15 protein-coding genes are annotated in these 17,251 nt (G+C 68.7%); 7 read left to right on the top strand and 8 right to left on the bottom strand.

From position 1 onward, the window contains the following. Positions 1-83: 83 nt before the first annotated feature. The 5 genes from LTV02_RS19220 to LTV02_RS19200 all read right to left on the bottom strand — a co-directional run bounded on the left by LTV02_RS19220 (position 84) and on the right by LTV02_RS19200 (position 5,640). Positions 84-1,076, bottom strand: a complete 993-nt coding sequence (locus tag LTV02_RS19220) for an AraC family transcriptional regulator ligand-binding domain-containing protein (protein WP_233041273.1) — start codon at positions 1,074-1,076, stop codon at positions 84-86. After that, positions 1,073-1,951 (bottom strand): AraC family transcriptional regulator ligand-binding domain-containing protein, encoded by an 879-nt coding sequence (locus tag LTV02_RS19215; protein WP_233041272.1) that lies wholly within the window; start codon positions 1,949-1,951, stop codon positions 1,073-1,075. Before LTV02_RS19215 ends, LTV02_RS19220 begins: the two co-directional genes overlap by 4 nt. A gap of 111 nt (positions 1,952-2,062) precedes the next feature. After that, positions 2,063-2,254: a hypothetical protein gene (locus LTV02_RS19210; protein WP_067715750.1), complete on the bottom strand. Its 192-nt coding sequence runs from the start codon at positions 2,252-2,254 to the stop codon at positions 2,063-2,065. Between the two features lie 39 nt (positions 2,255-2,293). Then, a complete protein-coding gene (locus LTV02_RS19205) occupies positions 2,294-3,997 on the bottom strand; it encodes an AMP-binding protein (RefSeq protein ID WP_233041271.1) in 1,704 nt (567 codons plus the stop codon). Continuing rightward, positions 3,994-5,640, bottom strand: coding sequence for an AMP-binding protein (locus tag LTV02_RS19200; RefSeq protein WP_233041624.1), 1,647 nt, complete (start codon positions 5,638-5,640; stop codon positions 3,994-3,996). The genes LTV02_RS19205 and LTV02_RS19200 overlap by 4 nt, the downstream gene beginning before the upstream one ends. 68 nt (positions 5,641-5,708) lie before the next feature. On the opposite strand from LTV02_RS19200, the gene LTV02_RS19195 reads away from it, so the two are divergent. Then, positions 5,709-6,566 (top strand): LuxR C-terminal-related transcriptional regulator, encoded by an 858-nt coding sequence (locus tag LTV02_RS19195; RefSeq protein WP_233041270.1) that lies wholly within the window; start codon positions 5,709-5,711, stop codon positions 6,564-6,566. A gap of 152 nt (positions 6,567-6,718) precedes the next feature. Further along, on the top strand, positions 6,719-7,834 hold the full coding sequence (locus tag LTV02_RS19190; protein WP_233041269.1) for an esterase-like activity of phytase family protein: 1,116 nt from the start codon (positions 6,719-6,721) through the stop codon (positions 7,832-7,834). Between the two features lie 22 nt (positions 7,835-7,856). Here the strand turns inward: LTV02_RS19190 and LTV02_RS19185 are convergent, their stop codons facing one another. Both LTV02_RS19185 and LTV02_RS19180 read right to left on the bottom strand, forming a co-directional pair. Beyond that, positions 7,857-8,207 carry a ribosomal subunit interface protein gene (locus LTV02_RS19185; protein ID WP_233041268.1) on the bottom strand — a complete coding sequence of 117 codons (351 nt, stop codon included), beginning with the start codon at positions 8,205-8,207 and terminating at the stop codon, positions 7,857-7,859. Positions 8,208-8,336: 129 nt separating this feature from the next. Beyond that, a complete protein-coding gene (locus LTV02_RS19180) occupies positions 8,337-9,545 on the bottom strand; it encodes a UDP-N-acetylglucosamine--N-acetylmuramyl-(pentapeptide) pyrophosphoryl-undecaprenol N-acetylglucosamine transferase (protein ID WP_233041267.1) in 1,209 nt (402 codons plus the stop codon). 166 nt (positions 9,546-9,711) lie between these two features. Between LTV02_RS19180 and LTV02_RS19175 the strand changes: the two genes are divergently transcribed. From LTV02_RS19175 to LTV02_RS19160, 4 genes are all read left to right on the top strand, one after another. After that, positions 9,712-11,799: a terpene synthase family protein gene (locus LTV02_RS19175; protein ID WP_233041266.1), complete on the top strand. Its 2,088-nt coding sequence runs from the start codon at positions 9,712-9,714 to the stop codon at positions 11,797-11,799. A gap of 519 nt (positions 11,800-12,318) precedes the next feature. Beyond that, positions 12,319-13,485: a polyprenyl synthetase family protein gene (locus LTV02_RS19170; protein ID WP_233041265.1), complete on the top strand. Its 1,167-nt coding sequence runs from the start codon at positions 12,319-12,321 to the stop codon at positions 13,483-13,485. A 301-nt stretch (positions 13,486-13,786) separates the two neighbouring features. Beyond that, entirely contained in the window at positions 13,787-14,623 is an 837-nt protein-coding gene (locus LTV02_RS19165; protein ID WP_233041264.1) for a hypothetical protein, read from the top strand. Then, positions 14,620-15,057: a hypothetical protein gene (locus LTV02_RS19160; protein ID WP_067715726.1), complete on the top strand. Its 438-nt coding sequence runs from the start codon at positions 14,620-14,622 to the stop codon at positions 15,055-15,057. Before LTV02_RS19165 ends, LTV02_RS19160 begins: the two co-directional genes overlap by 4 nt. Here the strand turns inward: LTV02_RS19160 and LTV02_RS19155 are convergent. Continuing rightward, a complete protein-coding gene (locus tag LTV02_RS19155; RefSeq protein ID WP_233041263.1) occupies positions 15,054-15,896 on the bottom strand; it encodes an SAM-dependent methyltransferase in 843 nt (280 codons plus the stop codon). The genes LTV02_RS19160 and LTV02_RS19155 overlap by 4 nt on opposite strands. Before the next feature lie 35 nt (positions 15,897-15,931). Between LTV02_RS19155 and LTV02_RS19150 the strand changes: the two genes are divergently transcribed. Beyond that, a complete protein-coding gene (locus LTV02_RS19150; RefSeq protein ID WP_233041262.1) occupies positions 15,932-17,104 on the top strand; it encodes a cytochrome P450 in 1,173 nt (390 codons plus the stop codon). Positions 17,105-17,251 lie beyond the last annotated feature (147 nt).

Here is a 17,251-nt window from a genome sequence, read left to right as displayed (position 1 = left end):
CCGGAAGACCCCTTGGGAGTAGGGGTTTCGCGTTCGGCGTACGCGCGCCGGCCACTGCGGGCGGCGCGCTCGCGGGAATCGGCTCAGGTGCTGTCGCTGAGCTTCCAGCGCTGCGCGGCCCGGCGCAAGGCCGCGGGGTCGGCGTAACCGAGCAGTTCGGCCTGCCGCGCGCGAGGCAGATGGGTGGCTTCCTCGAGCCGCCGGCGGCGGGCCTGATCGAGCTCGCGCCGCCAGGTGGTCCCGGCTTCGGCGAGCCGGCGTTGCAGCGAACGCGGCGAGGTGTGCAAGCGGCGGGCAACGACTTCCAGGGTGGCGGTGTTCTCGTCGAGCGCCGCGTCCAGCGCCGCCGCCAGCCGTTCGGCCCAGGTCACCATGAAGCGCAGCGGCGCCGGCATGGCCGCCGCGTAACCGGTCAGCACGGCGGTCAGATCGGGATCGGCGGTCTTCATGGGCAGCGCCAGATCCCGGGTGTGAAAGGTGATGGCGTCCGAGGCTGCCCCGAATTCGATGGCGGCGGTGCCGAAGAGTTCCCGGAACGCGCCGAGCTCCGCGGGTGCGCTCTGGCGCAGCGTGATTCGCACCGGATCCACGTGATTGCGGGTGGCCCAGCGACTCCGGCTGATCAGCAGCGCGAATGCGGAGTGCACCAACAGTTCCCGCCCCCGGCACTCCTCGGTCACGGTGAGCAGTTCGAAGCTCACCTGCTCGGCGTCGTGCGCGCCGATCAGCAGGCTGTAGCTGGTGGTCAGGCACCCGCAGTAGCGGATGCACGCGATCAGCGCCTCGCCGAGCGTATCCGCGGACAGGAACAGGTATTCCAGCAGGCCGAGCTCACCGGGCGTGCTCTCGTCGGCCGAGCGCAGCGCGATCTCCGCGTCCCCGGTCCGCTGCTCCAGCAGCTCCCACAGCCGCACGCAGAGCCGGTTGGCCACGCGCGTGTCCTCGCCGCCCTCCCGCCAATTGGGCACCCCGGCCAGCCGCGCCAGCGCGTCCGGATCCAGGCCCGCCCGGGCGGCCCGGTTCAGCACGAACCGGGCCATGAGAATGCTGTCGGCCCATTCCGCGGACGTGTTCACGGCGCTTCGGCGACCGACTCCAGCTGTTCGAGATGGCGCTTGCGGGCGCGCTCCACCTCCAGCCGCCAGGTGGTCCCGGATTCGGTGAGCCGGCGTTGCAGGGTGCGCGGGCTGGTGAACAGCCGCCGCGCCACCTCCTCCAGCGCCGGATCGCCCAGGCGCAGCAGCTTTTCCAGCACCCCGCCCACCCGGTCCGGCCATTCGGTGGCGCGCGGCGGGGGCGGCGGCATGGTGGCGGCATAGCGCCGCAGCACCGCCGCCAGCATGGGATCGGCGGTGACCTGCGGCAATTCGAAGTCGGTGAGCCGGTAGGTCATGCTGTTGACCGGCGAACCGAAATCCAGTTCCGCCGTGCCGAAATGCTCGCGGAAGGCATCCAGGGTGCGGGGCGCGCGCTGCTGGAACGCCACCCGCACCGGGTCGATGGGCCGCCCGGTGACCTGCCGGATGCGCGAGACCAGAATGCCGAGCGAGGATTGCACGGACAGGTCGCGACCGTGCCCCTCGGCATTGATCATGTAGAGGTTGAACGTGGATTCGGTCTCGGTCTGTTCCCCGGCGTCCATCCGGAAATTGGTGCTCACCGCGCCGACGTAGGGCCCCACCACGCTCAGCCCCTCGCCGAGGGTGTCGGCGGTGGAGATCAGATAGTCGAACAGGCCGAGCTCGCCGACCCGGTAGCCGCCCACCACCCGCAGCGTCGTATCCGGGTCTCCGAGTTCGTGTTCCAGCAGCTCCCACAGCCGGGGGTAGTAATGGCTGGGGACGCGAGCATTGCTATCGCTCAGTAACCAGTCGGGCATACCGGCCTGACGGGCCAGCCGATTCGGATCGATTCCCGCCGCAGCCGCACGAGACAGGATGAAGCGGGGCATCAAGACTGTGTCGGAGGTGTGCATCAAGCTATGTTGCGGCGAAATCCCGGGCAATTCCCGGGAATTCACCGAACTGCGGCCACCGTCACCGGCGCGGTGGCGCCGCGCCGGTCACGGTCGCAGGAACGTCGCCGCGATTCCCCAGAACCTCCTGCGATCCACCGTGTGGAAATCCCATGTCTCCGTGATGTTGTGCGTTGCGGTGACAATGGCGCGCACGTCGAAGTCGTCGGCGGACGCGGTGCCCTTGGCTTCCAGCTCGGCGATGACAAAAGCGGTGGCGGTTTCCAGCGTGTGGGGCACTCGGAGGCTCCATTTCTCGTAGGGATGGTTTGCGGCGGGTTACGGCTTCTTTTCGGTGAGAACGTCCTCGTAGCGGAACTCGGTGGGGATGGGCCGGCCGGCGGCGTGCGCGTCGTCCTCGCGCCGGCGCAGATCGACCCGGCGGATCTTGCCGGAGATGGTCTTGGGTAGCTCGGTGAACTCGACTCGGCGCACCCGTAGGTACGGGGCCAGGTGATCGCGCGCGTATTCGAAGATGGCGCGGGCGGTTTCGACATCGGGTTCCCAACCGGCGGCCAGCGAAACATACGCCTTGGGCACCGCCAGCCGGGTGTCGTCGGGCTGCGGCACCACCGCGGCCTCGACCACCGCCGGATGCTCGATGAGCACGCTCTCGAGTTCGAAGGGCGAGACCTTGTAGTCGGAGGATTTGAACACGTCGTCGGTGCGGCCGATATAGGTGATGTACCCGTCGGCGTCGCGGCCGGCCACGTCACCGGTGTGGTAGTAGCCGCCGGCCATGACCGCGGCATTGCGGTCCGGATCGCCGAGGTAGCCGCTCATCAGGTTCACCGGCGCGGCCGCCAGGTCCAGGCAGATCTCGCCCTCGTCGGCGAGCTGCCCGCTGATCGGATCCACCAGCACCACCGGGACGCCGGGGGCGGGCCGCCCCATGGAACCGGGCTTGAGTGGCTGTCCGGGCGTATTACCAACCTGCAGCGTGGTTTCCGTCTGGCCGAACCCGTCGCGGATGGTGAGACCCCAGGCCTTCTCGACCTGTGCGATCACATCCGGGTTGAGTGGCTCACCCGCGCCGAGGATTTCGCGCAGGCCGGCGGGGCGCTCGCCGAGGTCCGCCTGAATCAGCATGCGCCACACCGTAGGCGGCGCACAGAAGGTATTCACATCGGCGCGCCGAAGTTGATTCAGCAACGAACTGGCATCGAAACGCGCGTAGTTGTAAACGAAGATGGTCGCCTCGGCCAGCCACGGCGTGAAGAAGCAGCTCCAGGCGTGTTTGGCCCAGCCGGGCGCGCTGATGGCCAGGTGGGTGTCACCGGGGCGAACACCCAGCCAATACATGGTGGTCAAATGCCCGACCGGGTAGCTGATCTGCGAGTGCTGCACCATCTTCGGCTTGCTGGTGGTGCCCGAGGTGAAGTAGACGAGCAGGGGGTCGTCGACCTCGGTCCGGGATTCGAACGGACCCGTCGGTTCGGCATCGGCGGCGTCGGCGTAGTCCCGCCATCCGGATACCGCCTCGCCCACCACGATTCGCGTGTAATCGCCCGGCACCTCGTCGAACTTGCCGGTGTCGGCGGTGTTGGCGATGACGAAACGCGCTCCGCCACGCTCGATTCGATCGGTCAGATCGGCCGGGCCGAGCGCGCCGGTGGTCGGCATGATGACCGCGCCCAGCTTGGCCACCGCCAGCATGGCCTCCCACAGCTCGGCCTGATTGCCGAGCATGAGCATCACCCGATCGCCCTTGGCCACGCCCAGCCCGGCCAGCCACGCCGCCACCCGATCCGAGCGAATCGCCATCTCGTCGAAGCTGATTCGCTGCTCGCGCCCGTCCTCCTCGACGATCCACAGCGCGGTCCGGTCGTTGCCGCGCGCGATGGCGTCGAACCAGTCCAGCGCCCAGTTGAACTTCCCGCTCAGCCGCGGCCATTCGAAGGTGCGCAGCGCGGCGTCGTAATCGGTTGCGACGGCCAGCAGTTGATCGCGCGCGGTGCGGTAGGCGTCGGTATTGGCGGTCATGCGTCCTCCTGGCTGGACTGGCCGAGCAGTCGTGCGGCGAGCTCGCGCATCTCGATCTTGCGGATCTTGCCGGTCACGGTCATCGGGAATTCATCGACGATGTGCACGTAGCGGGGAATCTTGAAATGGGCGAGCCGCCCGGCGCAATACGCGCGCAGGCTCTCGGCGGTCAATACCGGCGCGCCCTCTCGCAACCGGACCCAAGCCATGAGTTCCTCGCCGTATTTGGCGTCGGGCACGCCGATCACCTGGGCGTCGAGGATGTCGGGGTGAGTGTAGAGGAACTCCTCTATCTCCCGTGGGTAGATGTTCTCCCCGCCCCGGATCACCATGTCCTTGATGCGGCCGGTGATCGCGACATAGCCGTCCTCGTCCATGGTGGCCAGGTCGCCGGTGTGCATCCAGCGCGCGGAATCGATTGCCTCGGCGGTCTTCTCGGCGTCGTTCCAGTAGCCGAGCATGACCGAATAGCCGCGCGTGCACAGTTCGCCGGGTTCCCCGCGCGGCACCGTCAGCCCGGTGCCCGGATCCACGATCTTGATCTCGATATGCGGCCCGGCTCGGCCCACGGTGGCGGTGCGCTGGGTCAGGCTGTCGTCGCGGCGGGTCTGGGTGGACACCGGCGAGGTCTCGGTCATGCCGTAGCAGATGCTCACCTCGCGCATGCCCATGCGCTCGATGACCTGCTTCATCACCTCCACCGGGCACGGCGAGCCGGCCATGATGCCGGTGCGCAGGCTGGACAGGTCGTAGCTCTCGAAATCGGGTTCGGCCAGTTCGGCGATGAACATGGTCGGCACCCCGTACAGCGAGGTACAGCGTTCGGCCGCAACGGCTTCCAGGGTGGCGCGCGGATCGAAGGCCGGGGCGGGGATGACCATGGCGGCGCCGTGACTGGTGGCGGCCAGATTGCCCATCACCATCCCGAAGCAGTGGTAGAAGGGGACCGGGATGCAGATGCGGTCCTGTTCGGTGTAGCCGCACAGCTCGCCCACGAAGTATCCGTTGTTGAGGATATTGTGATGGCTGAGCGTCGCGCCCTTGGGGAAACCCGTTGTGCCCGAGGTGTATTGGATATTGATGGGGTCGTCGGCGGACAGCTCCGACTGCGCCATCGCCAGGGTGCGCGGGTCGGCGGCGCGGCCGGTGACGAACAGCCCGACCCACTCGGGGGAATCCAGCAGCACCACCCGGTCCAGCTCCGGGCACTCCGGCCGCACCTCGGCGATCATGGCCGCGTAGTCGGAGGTCTTGAACGACGGCGCGGCCACCAGCGCCCGGATCCCGGCCTGCCGCAGCACGTACCGCAACTCGTGCGACCGATACGCCGGATTGATATTGACCAGCACCGCGCCGATCTTGGCCGTCGCGTACTGCGTCAAGGTCCACTGCGGGCAGTTCGGCGCCCAGATGCCCACCCGGTCGCCCTTGCCCAACCCTGAGGCCAGCAGGCCCAGCGCCAGCGCGTCCACCTCGGCCACGAACTCGCGGTAGGTCCAGCGCAGCCCGGAGGCGTGGTCGATCAGGGCGTCGCGCTCCGGGTGCGCGGCGGCCGTGCGGTCCAGGTCGGCGCCGATGGTATCGCCGAGCAGCGGCACCTCCCATGCGCCATGGGTATAGCTCACCGGCCGGAGCCGGTCCATGCTCTCGCTCACTTGGATAGGATCCACATCACACTCGAACCTCGACTACCCCCGGAAGGGTGTACCCGATGACCCCCGCGTCCGATGGCCTGCTGCGTCCCAGCGACGGCGATGCCCTGCGGGCCGAGCTGCGCAAGCTGGCCGGCGTCTCCAAGATGCCGGTGGTCTTCGGGGGTGCGGTGCAGGACGGCACGCTGGTGCTCAGCGAGTTCGTCGGCACCCGCACCAACGGCATGCGGGGGCTGTCGGTGGCGCCGAGCTCCGGCCTGGGCGGCAGCGTGGTCGCGACGGGCAAGCCGCGGTCGGTGGCCGACTACCGCTCCGCCTCCACCATCACCCACCACTACGACGGCCCGGTGCTCGGCGAGGGCCTGCGGGCGGTGGTCGCGGTGCCGGTGGTGGTCGCGGGCGAGGCGCGCGCGGTGCTGTATGTCGCGAACCGCGAACCCGCCCCCATCGGCGACCGCATCGCCGACGAGATGCTCCAGGCCGGCCGCCGCCTCAGTCTCGAACTGGCCATCCGCGACGAAGTGGACCGCCGCGTGCGCCTGCACCTGTCCCGCGAGGCCGCCGGCGCGAACGCCGTTGTCACCGAGGAACTCCGCGACCTGCACGCCGAACTGCGCGGCATCACCCAGCTGGTCTCCGACGCCCAGGCCCGCACTCAACTCCGCGGCGTCTCCGCCCGCCTGGCCCGCCTGGTCTCCGGCGTGGCCGCCCCCGACCACGCCGTCTCCCTCGCTCCCCGCGAACTCGACGTCCTGGCCCAGATCGCCCTCGGCTGCACCAATGCCGAAGCCGCCCAGCGCCTCTCCCTCCGCGCCGAAACCGTCAAAAGCTACCTCCGCAGCGCCATGACCAAACTCGGCGCCCACAACCGCCACGAAGCCGTAGTCCGCGCCCGCCGCCTCGGCCTCCTCCCGTAGCCCAGGCCGCGTTCCCGCGTCCTCACCGGCCGTCTCTCGCCCCTCGTCACTCCGGCATGCTTTAGCCGGAATCCGCACGGTGCGCCACATGGATCCCGGCTGGAAGCACGCCGGGATGACGGACGCGGGCCGGTCTTGATATGAACGCAGCCATGAGTGGTGTGCGCGCCTTGGCTTTGGCTTTCGCGGTGGTTGTCGGGACGGCTGGTGCCGCGGGTGTGGCGACGGGGGAGAACGAGGCGGGGCCGGATGCGCTCACCGTCCGGCATCTCGATCAGTTCACGCTGGGCGACGACTATCAGTTCGGGGGCTATCGCGTCGGCGGCCTGTCCGGTCTGGACTATTGGCCGGAGGGAGACAGCTACCTGGCGATCAGCGACAACCGCGGTGAGGAAGGTCCCGCGCGCGCGTACACGCTGAGCGTGCCGATCACCCCGGAGGGCAAACTGGGCGCGCCCGAATTCCGCAGTCTCATCGAGCTTCTCGACAAGGACGGGTCACCGTACGCGGCGCGCACCATCGACCCGGAGGCGATTCGGTGGACGCCGGACCATCAGGGGTTCGTGTACACCAGCGAGGGCGAAGCCAAGACCGGGCAGGCCGGGTTCGTGCGGCAGGCGACCCTGGACGGGGCCTACAGCCGGGAAGTGCCGGTGCCGGACGCCTTCACACCGCGTACCGACGCTGCGGGGCAACAGATTTCGGGAATTCGCGACAATCTCGGCTTCGAGGGCATGGATTTGACCGAGGGCGGTTCGACCGTGGTCGCGGTGAGCGAGAACGCCCTGGTTCAGGACGGACCCGCCGCGTCCGCCGACGCCGAGAGCCGGTCCCGTTTGGTGCAATCGAACCGCGGCAGTGGTCAGGACATCGCCGAATACATCTACCCGGTCGGGCGTGTCGGTCTCGGCGAAATCGCGTCGTCCGCAGGCATTTCCGAGATTCTCTCGCTCGGCGGCGACCGCTATCTCACGCTGGAGCGCGGCGTCATCCCCGTGCTGGGCTTCACCGGCCGAATCTACGAAACCTCCACCGCCGGAGCCGATCCGGTGACCGGCAAGGAAGCCGCCCCGGCGGACGCCAAGCCCATGAGCAAGCGGCTGCTGTTCGACTTCCGGGCGGCGGGCATCGACCCGCAATGCGTGGAGGGCATGACCTGGGGACCGCGTCTGCCCGACGGCTCCCGATCGCTGATCATTGTGGCGGACAACAACTTCGGACGCGCGGGCCGCACCACCTTCCACCTGCTGTCGGTCAGCGGCGGCTAGGCGGGCGGCCCGGCGGGGCGGCTCAGTCGGCCGCGAGATAGCGAATGGATTCGCCGCCCTTGGCGTGATGCAGCCGGCCGAACCGGCTGTCCAGCAGATGCGCCATGCTGTCGGCGGCGCCCGCGAAGGCGTCCTCGGCGGTTCCCGCGCGATGGGTGGTGGCGACCGGAGGCTGGCCCTTGGGCCGCGCCTCCAGGGTGCACTGCTTGTCCTCGGACCCACCCTTGTGACCGTTGACGTCGGTGATGTGGGCCTCTACCCGAGTGAGTTGCTCGGCGAAGCGATCGAGCGCGCTGGTGATGGTGTCTTCCGCCTCGCGAATGAGTGCCGGACCGCCGCCGATGTGCTTGTCGGCGAAAACGTGGATTTGCATGGCATCTCCAATCTCTCGGGATTGCCGAGAACTTGCTGACACCCTCGACCCTACCCGTTTCCGCGCCGGTTGGGGCAACCTCTCAGTGCCCTCTCAGCAGGTGAGAAGGCTCTCAGCGGCATTCCGGGGTCAGGGCGCGGCGAACCCGAGCACGGTGAGCGCCAACTGCTCGGCGGCATCGGGATGCCCGACGGCCTTGGCGGCGGCCGACACCGCGCGCCGCGTCTCCGGCTGGCCGAGCAGTTCGGTCAGCGCATTGCTGAGGTTCTCCGCGGTCGCCTCGGGCCCGATGAGCGCCCGCGCCCCGCCCTGATCGGCCAGGATGCGCGCATTGCGGATCTGCTCGCCGCCCACCGAATGCGGGTAGGGGATGAGGATCGACGGTTTGCCGAGCGTGGTGATCTCGGCGAGAGTGCCCGCGCCGGAACGGGATACGAGCACATCGGCCAGCGCCAGCACGTGCGGGAGTTCCGGGCCGAGGAATTCGCGCACCAGATACCGGCCGCGCAATTCCCCGGGCAGCGTGGTGGCGCGCTCCTTGACCTGCTCGTAGGACAACCGCCCGCACTGGTGGATCACATTGGCGTGATCGAGCAGGTTCGGCAGCAGGCTGTCGATCAGATCGTTGATCTGCACCGCGCCCTGCGCGCCGCCGGTGATGTACACGGTCGGCAGTCCGGGCGTGTAGCCGGTCCAATTCAACGCCGGCACAGCGGCTTCCGCGTCACCGGTGGTGAGCGCCGGACGGATCGGATTGCCGGTCACCACGGCCCGCTCGCGGGTGCGCCCGGGCAGCAGCTGCCGCGACGCCTCCGAGCTGAGCGCGATCCGGTCGGCCAGCCGGGCCAGCAGCAGATTCGCCTTGCCGATACCGGTGGTCTGCTCGTGGATCACCAAGGGCTTGCGCCGCAGCGCCGCCGCCAATCCGATGGGCGCGCAGACGTATCCGCCGGTGCACAGCACCACATCCGGCCGGAAATCGCGCACCACGCGCTGGGCGCGCAGCACGCTGGCCGGAACCCGCAGGGCGTCTTTGGCATTGGCGGCATTGAGCATCTTGAGCGGATTGCGGTCGCGGCGCAGCTTGCCCGCCTTGATGCCGGTGAAGGCCACCTCGTTCTCGGCCGCGACGCGCTGTTCCAGGCTGTCGGGCGTACCGACCCACAGCACTTCGGCGGTGACGTCGGCCTCGGCGGCCAGATCGCGCAGCGCGCGGACCGCCGCCACGGCCGGATAGGTGTGCCCGCCGGTGCCGCCGCCGGCGACGATGACGCGGACCGGTCCGTGTGCGGCGAGCCGCTTCAGAATGGCGGCGCGGTCCTGGGCGGGCTGTGGCATGGCTTTTCTCCTGCGGGTCGCGGGTCCGGGATGGCGCTCGGACCAGGTTAGTCGTGGCCCGAATACCGGTCGGTTGGAACCCCAGCGAAGTATTGGCGATCCGGCAACCGGCCTTTACCATGGTGTGACGCCGATCACGTTGCCGCAGCTGGTGAGAGGGCCCGGAATGCAGCCGTTCAGATTGCCCGAGTTCTACCTGCCGCACCCACCCCGCCTCAACCCCCATCTCGACCATGCCCGCGAACACGCAGCCGCGTGGGCGCAGCGCCTGGGCATGCACGACGAGCCCGGGCCGAACGGTGCGCCGGTATGGGATGTCGAGACCTTGGCGCGCATGGACTTCGCCCTGCTGTGCGCCTACACCCATCCTGAATGCGATGCCGAGACCCTGGCGCTGGTCACCGAGTGGTACATCTGGGTCTTCTACTTCGACGACTATTTCCTCGCCGAGTTCAAGCATCCGCAGCATCGCGTGGAGGCGGTCCGCTATCTGGAGCGGCTCGAGGAGTTCATGCCCGAACCCGGTTGCACCGCACCGGAACCCGCCAATGCGTCCGAGGCCGGACTGCTCGACTGCTGGCTGCGCACGCTGCCCGCCATGACCGCGGACTGGCGGCGGCGGATGCGGCTGAGCACCCACAACCTCATGGTCGAATCCCTGTGGGAGCTGGACAATATCGTCCGCGAGCGGGTCGCCAACCCGATCGAGTACCTCGAAATGCGCAGGCGGGTGGGCGGTGCGCCGTGGTCGGCCAATCTGGTCGAGTTCGCGGCAGACGCCGAGGTGCCGGACCGGTTCGCCGGCACCCGGCCGCTGCACGTGCTGTGCGAAACCTTCTCCGACGCGGTGCATCTGCGCAACGATCTGTTCTCCTACGAGCGCGAGGTGCGCGTGGAGGGGGAGAACGCCAATCTGGTACTGGTGCTGGAACGGTTCCTGGGCCTGCCCACCCAGCGGGCGGCGGATCTGGTCAACGACCTGATCACCTCGCGGCTGCGGCAGTACGAGGACACCGCCGGAATCGCTGTGCCGCAACTGTTCCTGGAACACGGCGCCACGCCCGCCGAGCAGCTCGCGGTGGCGCGCTACGTGCGCGGGCTGCAGGACTGGCAGTCCGGCGGGCACGAATGGCATCTGCGCTCCAGCCGCTACATGAACAGCGGCCTGGCCAGCGGTCCGACCGGGCTCGGCAGCGGCGTCGCCCGGCTGCGGCCCGGCGCGCGCATGCTGGTCAACCAGCAGACGCCGCCGCCGCGTACGCCCGGCCCGCTGCCGCTCGGCAAGCTCTCCATGCCGTATCCCGTGACGGTCAATCCGCATGTGGCCACGGCGCGCGCCGATCTCCCGGAATGGTTGTCCGCCATGGGTCTGCTAGACGACCCGCGCACGGGCTGGACCCCGGAATCGGTCGAGCGCGACGATTACGCCGCGCTGGCCGCCATGACCGACAGCGACGCCACCGTCGGCGAACTCGTCCGCCGCGCCCGCTGGTGCGCCTGGGGTTTCCTGGCCGGTGATCTGCTCACGCACGTCTTCCGTGCGGATCCGGTTGGCGGCCGGGAAGAGCTGCGCCGCTTGCGAACTCAGCTCACCGACGGCTCCGTCCCGCCCGTCAGCCCTTTGGAGCACGCCCTCCGCGACCTGTGGCGGTCGACCGCATCGGCCACCGACGCGCACGGCCGCCGCCGGCTCCGCTCCGCGCTGCTGAACACCATCACCGCCTGGGAATCGGTGCTGGAGAACGAAACCCGCCACCGCATCCCGGACCCCGTCGACTACCTCGACTCCCGCCGTCACGCTTTCGGCGGCGCGGTGCTGGCAGCGCTCGGGCCCGCCGCCGGCATCGCCCACCCCGATATCGCCGACGCCAGCGTGATCCGACAGCTCGAACACTCGGCCTACGATCACGCCGCCCTGGTCAACGACCTGCACTCCTATCAAAAGGAAATCGAGTACGACGCCGAGCATCACAACCTCGTCTACCTCACCGAATCCTTCCTGCACTGCTCCCGAGAAGCCGCCCGCGACATAGTCGCCGACCTAGCCGAGGAACGCCTGCACCAGTTCGAGCACCTCACCCGTGACGAACTCCCCGCCTTCTTCACCGACTACCACCTCCCCGAAGAAACGCGCGCCGCCATCCTCGATCACGTCCGCCGCCTCCGCGAATACCTCGCCGGCAATCTCGCGTGGCACACCGCCACCCCCCGCTACCCGAATCCGCCCTCCGTCAACGCCCCCGCCCACCCCTGACCCGGCTCCCGAGCACCCCGTTCACCAGCGTGCTCGCCGGTGCCGCGAACCCGCGCACCCGCAGCCGCACCCCATCCACCTGAGCTTATGAACGGCCACCTCGCCTCGGTGCCGATGGCTGCTGCCCGGGCCCCCGAGCCACCCGGCAGGTGTCTCGCAGTCGAGCCACCGAGCAGGCGTCTCGCCGTAGGGGCATCGGGGAGGCATCCCGCCCTAGCGTCATCGGGAAGCCGCTTCGCTCTCGCGTCATTGGGAGGCCGCTTCGCTCTCGCGTCATTGGGAGGCCGCTTCGCTCTCGCGTCATTGGGAGGCCGCTTCGCTCTCGCGTCATTGGGAGGCCGCTTCGCTCTCGCGTCATTGGGAGGCCGCTTCGCTCTCGCGTCATCGGGAAGCCCCTCTGCCCTCGTCATCCCGGCTTGCTTTTGGCCGGGATCTCACCTCTTGACGTGAGATTCCGGCCAAGAGCGCGCCGGAATGACGAGCGGTGAAGTCACCGCCAGTAAGTCACCGGAGGTTGTCATGAGTACCTCGTCAGCAGCGGACCCGGCGTTCGGGGCCGATACGGCGTTCGGAGCAGACCGGAGGTTCGAGGCGCGCCAGGGGCTCGACGCTGGTCCCCGTCTCGCCGCCGGAGAGCCGTGGGGCGTTGGGACGGAGAGTGATTCGTGGTTCCGGGCGAACGATCTCCAGGAACGCGGGGCGCGGGCGTTGCGGCGGGCGCAGCGGCTGACCACGCCGCTGGTGCGGGCCGCCGTCGATACGTTGCCGGCGGATCTGCGCCATATGGCCGGGTATCACCTGGGCTGGTGGGATGTGGAAGGCAATGCGGCGCTGGGGGATCCGGGGAAGGGGCTGCGGCCCGCATTGGTGCTGGCCGCCGCCGCTTCGGCGGGCTGCCGTCCGGCGGAAGCGTTGCATGCGGCAGCGGCCGTGGAGCTGGTGCACAACTTCACGCTGGTGCACGACGATGTGATGGACGGCGACGCGCTGCGGCGGGGCCGGCCGGCCGTGCACCGGGTGTGGGGTACCGATGACGCCGTCCTGGTCGGGGATGCCCTGCACAGCTTGGCCATCTGGACGCTGGCCGATGCTCCGGCCGCCGCGCTGTCCGGGATCGCCCGGGTGGAGGGGGCGGTGATCGAACTGTGCCTCGGGCAGCACTACGACTGCGCGTTCGAGAACATGGCCGAAGTGAGCCTCGAGGAGTGCCTGACGATGCTGGGGCACAAGGGAAGTGCGTTGTTCGGGTGCGCGTGCGCGATGGGGGCGCTGTGCGCGGAGGCCGACGAGGAGACGGTGGAGGCGATGGATCGGTTCGGGCGGGAGCTGGGGATCGCCTTCCAGCTGGTGGATGACGTGCTGGGGATCTGGGGCGATCCGGCGCGGACCGGCAAACCGGTGGGCAGTGATCTGTTGCGGCGCAAGCGGAGTCTGCCGGTGGTGGTCGCACTGGCCTCGGATACCGCGGCGGGGCGGGAGTTCGCCGAGCTGTACGCTACGGGCGGGCCGGTGGATCGTCCCGCCGCCGCGCATGCCGCCGAGCTGATCGCGCGGGCGGGCGGCCGGCGGTGGGCACAGGCGGAATCGGTACGGCGACTGCGCGCCGCCGAGGCTTGCCTATCGGATATCCGGAATTCAGGAGATCTGCGCGCATTGGCGGAATGCGCGATTCACCGCGATCGCTAACCGCCTCCCCGCGTCTTCAGCGCCCGGCCGAGTGCCGTTGTCTGCCGGGCACGCGTGCCGGCGGTGAGTGCCGAACCGATTCTGGCGGTACCCGGTGAGTTACCCGATCTGTTGCGAAATCAGTTGTTGCCAAGAAATGGACAATTTCGACCGGCCGGTACTTATTGCGCCGCAATAACTTTCGGTTTGCTCAATGCTGTCAAGGGCCAATGACGCTAATTCACCGGAATCTGTTGCTCCAAAACTGCTGGACTGTCAGGATATTCAGCTATTCGAGGCTGAACGATCCAGGAGTTCGAGCATGACGACGTGGCCGCTCGGCGAGCCGGGACAGTTGCTCGCGCTCGGCCGGGAATCCGCCCGGGAATTGGTCGGCGAATTGGCGCAAGCCGCCGCCACCACCCGCACCGGAATTCTCCGCGTCGCCGGCGAACCCGGCGGTGATCTGCATATCGTGCACGGCCAGGTGATCACCGTGGAATCCCCGGGCGCCCCCGGCCTGCGGCAATTGCTGGCCCGCCCCGGCCGCACTTCCAGCGGCCTGGCCGATCTGCGCGTGGTCGCCCTGATGGCCGCCCTGGAGGGCGCTTTCGCCATCACCTCCGGCTGGATCGGCAGCTGCTTCTGGCAGGACGCGCCCGGCGGCCGCCACCGCCCCGCCGCCGAAGCCCTGCCGCCCGTCCCCGGCGTCGACCCCGCCTGGCTGCTGCTGGAAACCGAGCGGCGCCTGCGCGCCCTCGCCCACGGCCGCGTCTCCCCGCACCGGAATCATCTGCTGCTCACCGACTCCGGCCGCACCCTGCTCGCCGGTCCCGGCCCGCGCGAACGCCAGGAGATCCTGCTCTGGGTCAACGGCCGCCGCAGCTGCCGCGATATCGCCATGCTGCTGTGCCGCAGCCTCTACGCGGTGACCGTCGAAGTGGCCCGCATGCTCGACGGCGAACTGCTGCTCATCGCCCCCGCCGAAGCGGAACCGGAGCCGCCGCCGGAACCCGAACCCGTGCGCTCCCGCTCCATGCTGCCGCGCCGCCGCCGCGGCGCCAGCGGCATCAACGACACCATTCCGCCACGCGCACCGCAGCCGGTCCGTGGCTTCCAAAGATCCGCCTTCGGGTGGAAATCAGAAAGGACGCAATGAACACGTCGAGCAATAACGGACCCGGCAGCCTGACCGATCGGATCGCCGTGCTGGTCAAGGTATTGCGATCCGAAGTCCCCGAATGCGTGGCCGCCGGCGCGATCGATATGTCCACCGGAATGCTGCTGGCCGTGGAAACCGTCGACAATCATCCGCAGGAGGTATTGGATCTGCTCGCCGCGGCGACGCTGGATCTTTTCCAGGGCCGCAATGTGGTGATGATCGAGGATATTTGGAAGGAACGCCGCGGAATACGCCTGGACCGCCACTATTTCCAGGAGATCCTGGTGAACAGCGAGAATCTCACGCACCTGTTCATCCGCACCGAGAGCCGCGACGATGTGGTCGTGGTGGTGGTCTGCCGCCGCACCGTCAATGTCGGCATGCTGTTCGCGCAGGCCCGCCGGGTGCTCAAGGACACCGGCCGGCTCTAGGGAATGCGTGCCACCGCGCCGAGCATCGACACCGCCTCGGCGCGCGGATGCGGCCGATACACCTCCGGCCGCCAGTTGGTGATCGCGGTGATACCGGGGCTGATCAGCTCGTAGCCCTCGAAGAACCGCGCGAACTCCTGGCTCGATCGCAGCTGGAACGGCACCCCGCTGCGCTGATTGGCGGCCGCGTTGCGCGCCAGGTCCTCGGCCTCCAGATAGTCGTTGGTGGCGTGGCTCATGGCCAGGTAGCTGCCGGCGGGCAGGGCATCGCACAGCTCGCGCACCAACCGGTACGGATGCTCGTCGTCGGTGATGAAATGCAGGACAGCGACGAGCATCAGCGCCACGGGGCGGCTCAGATCCAGGGTTTTCAACAGGTCGGGATGCCGAAGGATGTCCTGCGGCGAGCGCAGATCGGCGTCCAGGTAGGCGGTCGCGCCGGCGGCGGAACTGTTGAGCAGTTCGCGCGCGTGCAGCAGCACGATCGGATCGTTGTCCACGTACACGATGTGCGATTCCGGCGCGACGTCCTGCGCGATCTCGTGCACATTGCCCGTGGTCGGCAGCCCCGCGCCGATATCCAGGAACTGCCGGATGCCCGCCTCACCGGCCAGATACGCCACCACCCGGCGCAGGTAATTGCGATTCTCCACCGCCGCCAGCTGCACGGTCGGGAACACCTCGGACACCGCGTCGGCCGATTCCCGGTCGGCGGCGAAATTGTCCTTGCCGCCCAGCCAATAGTCGTAGCGGCGTGCCGGATGCGGCTTGGTGGTGTCGATCCGCGCCGTCACCGGCTCCCCGGCCGGTTCCGGCCGCCGAGCGGAATCCGAGTCCACAACGCCCCCAATCCTTTTCGACTAGTGTCCTGATCATGCGTTATAGCCCGTACGACTTCGCCGTCCACGCCGATCCGTATCCGTACTATGCCAGGTTGCGAAACGAGGCCCCGGTCTACCGTAACGAGGCCGAGGACTTCTGGGCGCTGACCCGGTACTCCGACGTACGCGACGCGTTGCGCGACTCCGAGCGCTTCTCCAGCGTCAACGGCATTCGCATGGAGCCGGCCTTCTGGGGACCGCAGGCCGAGCACTTCTTCTCCTTCGTCGCCATGGATCCGCCCAAGCACACCCGGCTGCGCGGGCTGGTGACCCGGGCGTTCACCGCGCACCGGGTGCAGGGGCTGGAACCGCGGCTGCGGGAGATCGCGCGCGGGCTGATCGAGCCGCTGGTCGAACGCGGCGAATTCGATCTGGTGGCGGATTTCGCGGGCCCGTTCCCGACCGATGTCATCTCCGAACTGGTCGGTGTGCCGGAGGCGGATCGGGAGATGATCCGCAAGCTCGGCATGGAGATCATGTACACCGAGGAGGAGTCCACCGATCTGCGGCCCGAGGCGATGGCGGCCATCGGGGTCCTGGTCGGGTACTACACCGAGCTGACCATCGAGCGGGCCAAGGACCGGCGCGAGGATCTGCTGTCCGGGCTGCTCGACGCGGCCGACGGCGATGACCGGCTCACCCCCGAGGAGATCGTGGGCGTGCTGATTCTGCTGGTCGGGGCGGGTATCGAAACCAATATGCTGACCTTCGGCAATGCCTGGAACGCGGGCGCGCTGCACGCCGACGCGCGTAAGGCGAGCCTGGACGGGCGGATCGACGACTGGATCGGCGAGGCCATGCGCTGGGATCCGGCGACGCAGTCGCAGCTGCGCAGCACCACCACCGATGTGGAGTTGCACGGAGTGACGATTCCGGCGGGCGCGAAGGTGCTGCTGCTCAGCGGGTCGGCCAATCGGGACCCGGAGGTGTTCGCCGATCCGGACCGGTTCGATCTCGATCGCGATACCTCGGCGTCGCTGGTGTTCGGCAGCGGACGCCATCACTGCCTGGGGTCGAATCTGGCGCTGCTGGAACTGCGCGTCGGATTGCAGGAGCTGGCCGCGCGGGTCGGCGATTACGCGGTCGACTCCGCGGGCGCCAAGCGCATTCACTCCTCCAACAATCGCGGTTTCGCGAGCCTGCCCACCACGGTGCAGGCGCGCTGAGCCGCAAGCGCATCCGGGCCGGGTGACGGCGGGCGTCACCCGGTGATCCGGCTCTCTTTCCGCGGTCAGCGGAATAGCCGACTCATTGCTACGGTGAGCGGAATCGCCGTCCCGCACTGCTGCCGGAACCTTGGTCGGCGGTGTCTG

Source organism: Nocardia yamanashiensis, from assembly GCF_021183565.1.
GTDB classification, from domain to species: Bacteria; Actinomycetota; Actinomycetes; order Mycobacteriales; family Mycobacteriaceae; genus Nocardia; species Nocardia yamanashiensis.
Note: the sequence above shows the minus strand (reverse complement) of the source record. Positions and strands in the feature narration are given on the sequence as shown.

Bases quoted from the DNA above. Each gene is read 5' to 3' on its own strand.
- LTV02_RS19160 (WP_067715726.1), top strand. From the start codon at position 14,620: ATGAACACGTCGAGCAATAACGGACCCGGCAGCCTGACCGATCGGATC.
- LTV02_RS19215 (WP_233041272.1), bottom strand. From the start codon at position 1,951: ATGCCCCGCTTCATCCTGTCTCGTGCGGCTGCGGCGGGAATCGATCCG.
- LTV02_RS19190 (WP_233041269.1), top strand. From the start codon at position 6,719: ATGAGTGGTGTGCGCGCCTTGGCTTTGGCTTTCGCGGTGGTTGTCGGG.
- LTV02_RS19175 (WP_233041266.1), top strand. From the start codon at position 9,712: ATGCAGCCGTTCAGATTGCCCGAGTTCTACCTGCCGCACCCACCCCGC.
- LTV02_RS19180 (WP_233041267.1), bottom strand. From the start codon at position 9,545: ATGCCACAGCCCGCCCAGGACCGCGCCGCCATTCTGAAGCGGCTCGCC.
- LTV02_RS19200 (WP_233041624.1), bottom strand. From the start codon at position 5,640: ATGGACCGGCTCCGGCCGGTGAGCTATACCCATGGCGCATGGGAGGTG.
- LTV02_RS19170 (WP_233041265.1), top strand. From the start codon at position 12,319: ATGAGTACCTCGTCAGCAGCGGACCCGGCGTTCGGGGCCGATACGGCG.
- LTV02_RS19150 (WP_233041262.1), top strand. From the start codon at position 15,932: ATGCGTTATAGCCCGTACGACTTCGCCGTCCACGCCGATCCGTATCCG.
- LTV02_RS19205 (WP_233041271.1), bottom strand. From the start codon at position 3,997: ATGACCGCCAATACCGACGCCTACCGCACCGCGCGCGATCAACTGCTG.
- LTV02_RS19185 (WP_233041268.1), bottom strand. From the start codon at position 8,207: ATGCAAATCCACGTTTTCGCCGACAAGCACATCGGCGGCGGTCCGGCA.
- LTV02_RS19195 (WP_233041270.1), top strand. From the start codon at position 5,709: ATGACCCCCGCGTCCGATGGCCTGCTGCGTCCCAGCGACGGCGATGCC.
- LTV02_RS19165 (WP_233041264.1), top strand. From the start codon at position 13,787: ATGACGACGTGGCCGCTCGGCGAGCCGGGACAGTTGCTCGCGCTCGGC.